This is a genomic window from Deltaproteobacteria bacterium (genome assembly GCA_018668695.1).
In the GTDB taxonomy this organism is placed as follows: domain Bacteria; phylum Myxococcota; class XYA12-FULL-58-9; order XYA12-FULL-58-9; family JABJBS01; genus JABJBS01.
This window is the reverse complement of sequence record JABJBS010000259.1, coordinates 1-10165: the sequence shown is the minus strand read 5'-3', so window position 1 is coordinate 10165 and position 10165 is coordinate 1. Positions and strand designations below refer to the sequence as shown.

Here is a 10165-nt window from a genome sequence, read left to right as displayed (position 1 = left end):
GCAAGTCGCAGGCGTTGCCCGAGCCACTGAGAACCCAGAAACACTTTCGATTGCATTGATTGGTGCTCTTCAAACCCGGAGCTTCAGACGCCACATCATCCGAGATATTTTCATGACAGAAAGCGATGAAGCCTATGTGAAGGACCTTGTGGACTTTATCTGGCGCGCCCTGTCTACAAAGGAGGGGGAATGAACCCCGCTTTCATCAAAATAAGTTACATCGCATTCGTTGCTACATTGAGCGCTACAGGTTTAGCGGGTTGCATTCATACCCCAAATCTTCAGCCCAAACCGCTTCAAGAACTCCCTGGTGAATTCATCAGCTCGAACTCAGAAGAGAACTCCGGCGATAAATGGTGGCTGAATTTCAACGATAAAAATCTCGATGCACTCGTCGAAAAAGCACTTGAGGGCAATCAGCAACTCCTCTCTACCTGGTCGCGGTTAGACCAGGCCGAGGCGATGATGGATGCGGCCAATGCAAGCTGGTGGCCCACTCTCAATGCCAGCATCTCAGGCGGGCGCAGCAAACAATCGGCTTCGTTCCCCGAAACCAACGTCATCAGTGGCTCACTCCAAGCAAGCTACGAGATAGACGTGTGGGGCAAGCTTAACAATCAACGCCAAGCTGCAGCGATGGATCTTGCTGCAACCAGAGACCTTCTAGAATCGGCAGCCATGACGCTTGCAGCCGAAGTTACAGAAAACTGGTTTGCCTGGATCGCTCAGCAGTCACAGCTCAAGCTCTTACAAAGTCAGCTCGAAACCAACACCACCTACCTAGAGCTGGTCGACGTGAGATTCTCTGAAGGTCTGGCAACCGCCCTCGATGTTTTTAACCTTCGCCAACAAGTTGAACAGAGCCGCTCACAACTTGAAGATGCACAGCGCATCGCCTCCCTTCTCGAAAATAGATTGGCTGTGCTCGTGGGCCAGGCACCCGGTCAAATTCAGCTCACCATCAATTCTGAACTAACCGACTTACCTCCATTGCCCGCCACCGGGGTACCGGCGCACTTGCTGAAAAACCGCCCAGATGTTCGGGCCGCGCAGCGACGTGTAGCCGCCGCAGATGCCCGCATCGGTATTGCCTTGGCAAGCCGCTTTCCGGCTTTAAAATTAACGGGCAGTGTTGGCTATTCTGCGACTACTTTTACCGGGTTATTCGATGAACTCATTTTCAGTGTCCTCGGCAGCGTCACCCAACCCATCTTTATGGGAGGTGCACTCGCTGCACAGCAAACTCAGGCTGAAGCGGCGCTCCAAGAACAGCTTCATACTTTTACCCACTCAGTTCTGCAGGCCATCGCAGAAGTCGAAAATGCGTTAAGCAATCAAAAACATGAAGCAAAGCGGCTTAAACACCTGCAGCAACAACGAGACCATGCAGCCAGTGCTCTGGGAGAAGCCAAAGAGCGCTATATTGCCGGGCTCAGCGAATTTCTCCCAGTCCTCACCGCTCTCGGGACACTCCAGCGTGTGGAACAAAGCGTTGTACTTAGTCAAAAACAAGTCCGCACCTACCGCGTTCAATTGTGCCGGGCTCTAGGCGGCAGCTGGACTCAAAAACTCGAAAAATCAACTGCTATAGAAAGTGGTAATCCATCATGACAGAATCTAAATCACGCTTGAAAGCCATTGTGACCCCTCTGGCCATCGTGCTTGTGGGTGTTGCAATCTTCGCGGCACTTCGAAGCTCCCGGCCCGATGCCAAAACGAAAACCATCACCGAAAGTCCTTTGATCGTTGATGTTCAAAAAGCCATCGCTCAAGACACCCCGATCAACATTGAAGCTCAGGGTACCGCGACGCCAGCACAAAAAATTGAACTTAGATCAGAAGTCACAGGACGGCTTGTCTGGAAAAGTGAAAACCTGATTCCAGGAGGCCGGGTTACTCAGGGTGCTGCTCTGGCCCGCCTCGATGGCCGCGACTATGAAATTGCCCTTCGCCAGCAAGAAGCGGCGCTCGGCCGCGCAAGGCTCGAACTCCAAGTAGAGTCAGGCCGTAAAAAAGTAGCAGCACGCGAATGGGCCATGCTTAAGCGTCAGAAAACAGGGGGCAACACGCTCGCTCTACGAGAGCCGCAATACGCCGCAGCCCAAATGAGCCTCGAGGCCGCAGAAAGTGGGCTTCAAAAAGCTCAACTCAACTTAGACCGCACGACCATTCGCGCACCTTTTAACGGTTTTGTCGAAAATCAGAAAACCGACATTGGTCAATTTGTAACTCCTCAGCAGCCCTTTGGAAGCTTTGTCGGATCCGACAAATTCTGGGTCACCGTAAAAATCCCCTCGCATAAACTGGCTTGGATTGATTTCCCCAAGAGCGGACAAAAAGGTTCTTTAGCTACAGTCTGGCAGGAGGTGGGCGCTCAACGCGTAGTGAGACAAGGGCGCGTTTTGCAACTTGCCGGAAATCTTGATCCCGCCGGGCGGCTTGCGCAAGTGCTCATCGAGATTGAGGATCCTTTAGGGCTTAAGACCAAAGAAAGTGAATCACTCCCGATGCTCCTTGGGAGTTTCGTCAACGTAGACATCCAGGGCAAAACAATGACCCGTGCCGTCGAGGTCCCTCGCCGAGCAATTCAAGAAGGCTCCAAAGTCTTGGTGATGAATAAAGAAAATCGTTTAGAAATTAGAGATGTAGAGATTCAATGGCGCTCGAAGGCTTCAGTTTATGTCTCCCAAGGCCTCGCCACGGGAGACCGCATTATTATCAGCCGAATCCACCGTCCAATCAGTGGCACTCTACTCCAGACCATGAAGTCAGTGCCGGAGAAACAAGCAGCTCAAATGCCTCTGAAAAGTGACAAGCCTCAATGAAAAATACTGAAAAAGTAGATACCAAAGGCATACTTGGATGGATGGCCAACAACTCCGTTGCCTCCAACCTCTTGATGTTCGTTCTTGTTATTGGCGGGCTCATTTTCATCGATAAAGTCAAATGGGAGGTGTTTCCTGAATTTGAACTCGAGATGGTTCTCATCAATGTTCCCTACCCTGGGGCGAGCCCATCTGAAGTGGAGCAAGGGGTCATCCTTGCAGTGGAAGAAGCTGTTCGAGCAGTAGACGGTATTCAGGAACTTCGTTCTACCGCTTCAGAAGGTAGCGCAGTCATCGCAGCAGACTTCATGGCCGGTACTGATACGAGTAGAGCCCTCAACGATGTTAAAAGTGCTGTAGACAGAATTACGACCCTACCCGAAGATATCGAGCGCCCCATCATCAGCCTGGCCAGTAACCGCAGCCAAGTGATCTCATTGGTGATCTACGGAGACCGTTCAGAGCGAGAGCTTCGCGACCTTGCTCAAAATATGCGCGACGAGCTTCTTGAAGAAGACGATATTACCATTGCGGAAATCGCTGCCGTGCGTCCGCTTGAAGTCACCATCAATGTGACCCGTAATAAAATGAGAGAGTATGGTCTCACCATCAATCAAATCGCCAGACTCATCCGCGAAGCCTCGGTTGAAATGCCAAGCGGCGGAATTAAAACCGAGGGCGGAGAAATACTGGTGCGAACCACCGAGCGGCGCAGCGTGGGCAGCGAATTTGAAAGTATTGCCTTATTAAGCCTCCCCGACGGCACCGTGGTTCATCTGGGCGACGTTGCTACTGTGGTCGATGGTTTTATGGAAACAGACCAATATGCGACCTTCAATGGCAAGCCAGCTGCAATGATTAAGATGAGTTCAGTCGGAAGCCAAAAACCGATGGACGTGGCAGCCGCCGTAAAAGACTACATCAAACGTAAACAACCGACACTTCCACCCGGTATTGAGCTTGCGACCTGGGCCGACAGCTCACGTATGCTTGCTGAGCGTACCGATCTTCTCATGCGCAATGCGAAACTCGGTCTGATTTTGGTACTCATTAGCCTCGGGCTATTCTTAAATAGAAAACTCGCTTTTTGGGTTACACTGGGAATCCCAATTTCTTTTCTGGGTTCAGTCATCTTTCTACCCGGAGTCGACGTCTCCCTAAACATGATCTCGATTTTTGCGTACATCATCACGCTTGGAATCGTCGTCGATGATGCCATTGTTGTTGGGGAGGCCATCCACAAAAACCGAGAGGACGGCATGTCACCCCTCAAGGCGGCCGTTGAGGGCGCACGAGAAGTGGCAAAGCCGGTCATTTTCGCAATTTTAACAACTGTCATCGCATTCATGCCGATGCTTTTTGTTCCAGGACCGTCAGGACAGTTTTTCCGGGTTATTCCATGGGTCGTTATCATCGTGCTTCTGCTTAGCTTGGTCGAGTCGCTGCTTATTTTGCCGGCTCACCTTGCTCATTCCAAACCTCTTAAAAAGACGGGTATTTTGGCAGGCCTGGATAATTTCCAACAAAAATTTTCCGACCGCTTAGAACGCTTTGTGAATATTCGCTACAAGCCATCAATTTCCAAATGGTTGAAGAATCGCTACACCACGATTGCAACCTGTGTCGTTATGCTTTTAGCAGCCCTTGGCATCGTGGCTGGAGAGTGGGTTGAGTTTACTTTCTTACCCAAAGTCGAAAGTGACCGAGTTGTAGCTACGGTTCGTATGCCTTTTGGAACGGCCGTTAAGGATACCGACCGCGTTGTAAAACATATGCTCAAAAGTGCGGAGGAAATCCTTGAAGAAACAGGTGAAGGAAAAATCACCTTGGGAATCTTTACTGAGGTTGGTAGCTCCGGTGGGGGCTTTGCCTCACCTCGAGGCAGTCGCTCCAGCTCCGCAAGTCACATTGGGCAAGTATCTATTTACTTGGTTCGCTCAGACCTTCGAAACATCACCGCTAGAGAATTCTCCAAACGCTGGCGCAAACGCGTTGGAGACGTGGCTGGCGTAGAAAGCCTTAACTATCGGTCCAGTACAGGTCGCGGAAGTGGCGCTCCCATCGACTTAAGACTCAGTCACCCCGATATGTACACGTTGGAAAAAGGCGCGGAGGCACTTGCCGAAGAAATTGCTCAAATAGCAGGCACTCGGGATGTTGATGATGGCTTCTACCCCGGTAAAGAGCAGCTCAATCTCAAACTGAAGCCAGCCGCGCGCAGCCTTGGGTTAACGGAAACCTCGATGGCACGGCAGCTGCGCTCTTCACTTTTCGGGGCACAGGCCCTTCGCCAACAACGGGGCCGCGACGAAGTCCGCGTGTATGTGCGACTCCCACGTTCCGAACGAGAGTCCGAATTTGATATTGAAGAACTCATGTTGCGAACACCTGAGGGCGGCGAAATACCTCTCGCAAGTGCTGCAAATATCAGCAGAGGGCGTTCTTACACCAGCATTACACGAGTCGGCGGGCGCCGAGTCGTCACGGTGTCATCAGATGTCATCGAGGGTGTAGGCAACGCTAAGAAGATCGTTCGAGAAATTACTGAAAAAATTCTTCCCAAACTGCAAAACCAATATCCGGGGCTTGCTTACTCTCTTGGCAGTGAGCAAAGCGACCGTAAGAGAACACTTAAAAGTCTCGGAGACGGCTTTCTAATGGCGGTAATAGCTATGTTTGCGCTTTTATCGATTGCCTTCAAAAGCTACACGCGGCCGTTTATCATTATGACCGTTATCCCATTTGGACTCGTAGGTGCCATTGTGGGACACGCTATTATGGGGTTCAATTTGAGCCTAATGAGCATGATGGGAATTGTAGCCTTGTCAGGAATCGTGGTAAATGATTCACTGATTCTGATTGTGGCGATTGATAAAGCTCGTGATGCTGGTAGTTCGGCTTATGATGCGGCCATCGCAGGAGGCGTACGAAGATTCAGACCTATTTTGCTAACCTCGGTAACAACCTGTCTCGGACTGATGCCCATGATTATGGAAACATCCGTTCAAGCCAGATTTTTAATTCCGATGGCAATCAGTTTGGGTTTTGGTATACTCTTTGCCACAGTCATTACACTTGTTTTAGTACCAGCTGTATATCTGGTGCTGAATGATATTGGTATTGCTGTCCGCAGTCTGATAAACGGGACGCAAAATGAAACGACTGAGGGCGCGTAAGCAAACTCATTAGCACTAAAATCAAGCCGTGCATTATGCGGCAAACCAGGGAGTCTCCATTGGCAGCAAAGAAAAAAGCAGCAACCAAGAAAAAAGCAGCACCTAAGAAAGCTGCGCCTAAGAAAAAGGCAGTAGCTAAGAAAAAAGCTGCTCCAAAAAAGAAGGCTGCTGCTAAGGCGCCTGCGAAGAAAAAAGTAAAAACGTTGACCAAGCGTAACTTCAAGTGGAACGAAGGCCTCGTCGGCCGCGCTGCTAAGCGTAAGGGACCATTTGAGACAATGGATGAAGTTGAAGCAAAGCATATCAAGTCCGTACTTGACGCTTACGGCGGCGACATTCAGCGTACAGCGCTGGCACTCGGGATTGCCCGCTCAACTGTTTACCGTAAGATGAAGCGATATAAGCTTGCTTAAGGTGAATTTGAGAGCATAAGCTCGATGAAAGCCCCTTTCGCCTCAACGCGAAGGGGGCTTTTTTTTGTCCCAAGTAGCCAGTTTGTCTCACCCATTTTTCAAATGTACGGATATTTTCAGCGCTTTTTTTTAAAAAAACCGTACGCCTGATCCCCTGACAAAGAGTTCTATATGCTGCATAAGGTGGAGTCAGATCGGGGAACAATCCTGATCAAGGAGTCCAATATGTCTACCGAAGAACACGCCAAAGAATTAAAGCCACTTATCGAAGCAGCCTGGGAAAATCGCGATCTGCTCGAGCAAGAAAAATACGCGGAGGCTGTGCGTACGGTTATCGCGAAACTTGATTCTGGTGAAATCCGGGTTTGCGACCCGTCAGGAGACGAATGGGTAACCCACGCCTGGGTTAAACAAGGTGTACTGATGTACTTCGTTGTCGCCGAAATGAAAGTGATGGAAATGGGGCCCTACGAATTCTTCGATAAAATCCCATTAAAGAAAAACCTTAAACAACAAGGTGTTCGGGTCGTCCCTCCCGGTACAGTCCGTTACGGCTCTCATATTGAACGTGGCGCGGTTATTATGCCCGGTTACGTCAATATTGGCGCCTATGTCGGCAGCGGCACCATGGTCGATACTTGGGCCACCGTAGGCTCTTGTGCACAAATCGGTAAAGGTGTTCACCTCTCTGGCGGCGTTGGAATCGGTGGCGTCCTTGAGCCACCACAGGCTGCTCCAGTTATCATTGAAGACAACGCTTTTATTGGTTCACGTTGCATCGTGGTAGAGGGTGTTCATATTGGCTCAGAAGCCGTTATCGGCGCCGGCGTAACGCTTACCGCGTCTACCCCAATCATTGATGTTACAGGTGAGACCGAAGTCATCCATAAAGGAAAAGTGCCAGCCCGCAGCGTGGTCATTCCTGGTACCCGCGCTAAAGAGTTCCCTTCGGGAACCTACAATCTTCCATGCGCATTGATTATCGGAGAGCGACAAGAAAGCACCGACCGTAAAACATCGCTCAACGATGTCTTGCGCAAATTTGCAGTTCAAGTCTAACGGGTCCAAGGCCTTGGGGGGTTGAAGCGATGACTCAAAACGGCGCGACCACACCATCCGACCTCAACAAGGTCGGTCGGCTTCATGTTATTACAACTGAAACGCTGCAGACCCAATATTCTCATGCTGAGATTGCTAAGCTGGCCGCCCGCGGCGGTGCAGATGTAGTCCAGTATCGCGAAAAGCGAAACCAAAGCACCCAAACGCAGCTCAAATCCATCGAAAAGATGGCCCAAGTGCTTCAAGACACCTGCTGCCGCCTTGTGGTGAATGACCGAAGCGATTTAGCACGGGCCGCCCACTCCGGACTTCATATCGGCCCTAACGACATCGCTCCCGAAGTCGCCCGAGCTATCGTTGGTCCTGATAGAATCATTGGAGCCACTGCTAACAACTTGGAGATGCTTGATAAACTTTTAGATGCTCCCATCGACTACATTGGGGTGGGCCCGGTGTTTGGAACCCAGTCAAAAGATAACCCTTCACCCACCCTCGGAATTGATGGACTGCGCGCCATGGTCACAAAAAGTCCATTTCCAGTGATTGCCATTGGCAGTATCTCCGCAGACCAAGTAGGCGCTGTATTAGAAGCGGGCGCCCATGGTGTCGCGGTCATCTCTGGTGTTGTTCTTCAAAATGACCCAGAAAAAGCCGCACGCGAATACCGAAGCGCCATTAGAGGATTTCTCAGTCAAGCGGCACAGCAATGACAACCCGGGTACTTCAAGCAGACGTTACCGTTATTGGTAGCGGCATCATTGGCCAATCGATTGCACTGGAGGCAAGAAGTGTAGGGCTTCGCGTGGCTGTGCTCCAAAAACCGCGTATGGGTGCCGGGAGTCCTGCAGCCGGTGGTATGCTTTCCCCGGCCGGAGAGGCCTTCGACAGCGAACAAAGTCTTATCAATCTGGCCAACGAGAGCTGCCGGATCTATCCAGAGTTTATCCAAAAAGTGGAATCTCTCAGCGGGCTCAAAGCGGGTTACCAAACCGATGGAACGCTTATGATTGCTCTCACCCGAGACCATGTTGGCGAGCTGGAGCAACTCGGAGAGGCTCAACGGGCAAGGGGGCTTCATACCAAATGGATTCAACCCCAGGCACTTAAACAAATTGAGCCCAACCTCTCGCCCAGGCAATGCGGCGGCTTACTGGCCTCAGACGATCACCAGGTGAACCCCGCCCTCCTGAATAAAGCGCTCCTAAAAGCGAACCAAAACTCAGGAACACTCTTCATCCCGTATTCGGGCAAACTTGAGCTTGAACAAACATCAGGAATCGCATCCGGTGTTCTTCTAGAAGAGCACCCACTCTACGACCGCATCGAATCACCCTGGGTTGTGTCCGCCGATGGCGCCTGGAGCCACGAAATCGGAGCCCTCGCGCACATGCCACTTCGCCCCGTTCGCGGCCAATATGTTCGCCTTAAGGGACCTCAACTCATCAATCACGTGATTCGAACTCCTGACGTTTATATGATCCCGCGTGAAAACGGTGTCCTTTACCTCGGCGCCTCTATGGAGGAGGCCGGCTTTGATCATACCCCGCTGGCAGGGCACAGCATGGAACTGCTTTGGCACGCCTTTCGAGCAGTTCCCGGTATTTACGAGCTTGAGATCCTCGAAACGGCCGTAGGATTTAGACCCGCTCTACGCGACAATCTACCCGCCATTGGCCCGACAAGTATCCCCGGTCTTCTCACTGCGTTTGGCCATTACCGGCACGGCATGATGCTTGCCCCAATTACCGCAGCAGCAATACTTGAAATTCTCCAGTCAAACCGTGTACCAGAGCTTCTAAGTGCACTTTCTCCAACCCGATTCAACGATGAGAGTTCAACATGAAACTTCGTATCAATGGCGTTAGCCAAGTGCTTGAAGAAATAACTCTACTTATCCAGCTCATCGAAAAACTGACCGGCGAGCTCGATCCTCAGGGGGTTGCGGTCGCCATCAATGGCTCGGTCATTTCCAGAAGCCTTTGGACAAGCCACCTCTTACGAGACGACGACGACATTGAAATCTTAGGTGCCGTAAGCGGCGGTTGACGCCTTTAAAAATGTCCAAATGCATTGAATTCAACGATGCCCCATGAAAGAAGAGATTTGTTATGACACAAGATACATGGAAAATCGGTAACCTAACTCTCAAATCGAGAGTTCTTCTCGGTACCGCCAGCTATCCCAATATGGATGTGATGCTTGAATCTTTGAAAGCGTCCACCGCAGAGCTCGTGACCATGTCTCTTCGGCGCGTAAATGTTGAAGCCGAGGGCAGTGAAAATCTCTACAAGCTTCTCCAAGAGCGCGGTTATCATCTCTTACCCAATACCGCTGGCTGCTTTACGGCTCGGGAAGCAGTTCTCACGGCTCAAATGGCACGAGAAGCCCTGGGCACTGATCTTATCAAACTCGAAGTCATTGCCGATGAAGACACTCTTTTACCAGACTCACACGAACTCCTGGAAGCAGCGACAACGCTGGTCAACGAAGGCTTCACCGTTTTACCTTATACAAATGACGATCCTGTTCTGGCCCTGAAACTTGAAGATGTTGGCTGCGCCGCAGTCATGCCACTCGCGGCTCCAATCGGTTCGGGTCTCGGTATTCGTAATCCTCACAACATTGAGCTGATCAAAACACGAGCCAGTGTTCCAGTCATTATTGACGCAGGGCTAGGCACCGCATCGGACAT

The 10165-nt window shown here is 50.9% G+C and carries 9 protein-coding genes; all 9 read left to right on the top strand.

Annotated elements, in window-relative coordinates:
• Positions 1-189: 189 nt before the first annotated feature.
• Complete coding sequence (locus tag HOK28_13675) at positions 190-1611, top strand: efflux transporter outer membrane subunit (GenBank protein ID MBT6434142.1); 1422 nt, start codon at positions 190-192, stop codon at positions 1609-1611.
• Positions 1608-2825 (top strand): efflux RND transporter periplasmic adaptor subunit, encoded by a 1218-nt coding sequence (locus HOK28_13670; GenBank protein MBT6434141.1) that lies wholly within the window; start codon positions 1608-1610, stop codon positions 2823-2825. Before HOK28_13675 ends, HOK28_13670 begins: the two co-directional genes overlap by 4 nt.
• Positions 2822-6001, top strand: coding sequence for an efflux RND transporter permease subunit (locus HOK28_13665; protein MBT6434140.1), 3180 nt, complete (start codon positions 2822-2824; stop codon positions 5999-6001). The genes HOK28_13670 and HOK28_13665 overlap by 4 nt, the downstream gene beginning before the upstream one ends.
• A 59-nt stretch (positions 6002-6060) precedes the next feature.
• Positions 6061-6414, top strand: a complete 354-nt coding sequence (locus HOK28_13660; protein MBT6434139.1) for a hypothetical protein — start codon at positions 6061-6063, stop codon at positions 6412-6414.
• 225 nt (positions 6415-6639) lie between these two features.
• Positions 6640-7473, top strand: coding sequence for a 2,3,4,5-tetrahydropyridine-2,6-dicarboxylate N-succinyltransferase (locus HOK28_13655; protein MBT6434138.1), 834 nt, complete (start codon positions 6640-6642; stop codon positions 7471-7473).
• A 29-nt stretch (positions 7474-7502) separates the two neighbouring features.
• On the top strand, positions 7503-8183 hold the full coding sequence (gene thiE, locus HOK28_13650) for a thiamine phosphate synthase (GenBank protein MBT6434137.1): 681 nt from the start codon (positions 7503-7505) through the stop codon (positions 8181-8183).
• Positions 8180-9316, top strand: coding sequence for a glycine oxidase ThiO (thiO, locus tag HOK28_13645; GenBank protein ID MBT6434136.1), 1137 nt, complete (start codon positions 8180-8182; stop codon positions 9314-9316). The genes thiE and thiO overlap by 4 nt, the downstream gene beginning before the upstream one ends.
• Positions 9313-9519 (top strand): sulfur carrier protein ThiS, encoded by a 207-nt coding sequence (gene thiS / locus HOK28_13640; GenBank protein ID MBT6434135.1) that lies wholly within the window; start codon positions 9313-9315, stop codon positions 9517-9519. The genes thiO and thiS overlap by 4 nt, the downstream gene beginning before the upstream one ends.
• Positions 9520-9581: 62 nt before the next feature.
• Positions 9582-10165, top strand: a 584-nt coding sequence (gene thiG / locus HOK28_13635) for a thiazole synthase (protein ID MBT6434134.1), incomplete at its 3' end; no start/stop codon positions are given.

Coding starts and splice junctions, on each gene's coding strand:
- HOK28_13675 (MBT6434142.1), top strand. CDS start 190: ATGAACCCCGCTTTCATCAAAATAAGTTACATCGCATTCGTTGCTACA.
- HOK28_13670 (MBT6434141.1), top strand. CDS start 1,608: ATGACAGAATCTAAATCACGCTTGAAAGCCATTGTGACCCCTCTGGCC.
- HOK28_13665 (MBT6434140.1), top strand. CDS start 2,822: ATGAAAAATACTGAAAAAGTAGATACCAAAGGCATACTTGGATGGATG.
- HOK28_13655 (MBT6434138.1), top strand. CDS start 6,640: ATGTCTACCGAAGAACACGCCAAAGAATTAAAGCCACTTATCGAAGCA.
- thiE (MBT6434137.1), top strand. CDS start 7,503: ATGACTCAAAACGGCGCGACCACACCATCCGACCTCAACAAGGTCGGT.
- thiO (MBT6434136.1), top strand. CDS start 8,180: ATGACAACCCGGGTACTTCAAGCAGACGTTACCGTTATTGGTAGCGGC.
- thiS (MBT6434135.1), top strand. CDS start 9,313: ATGAAACTTCGTATCAATGGCGTTAGCCAAGTGCTTGAAGAAATAACT.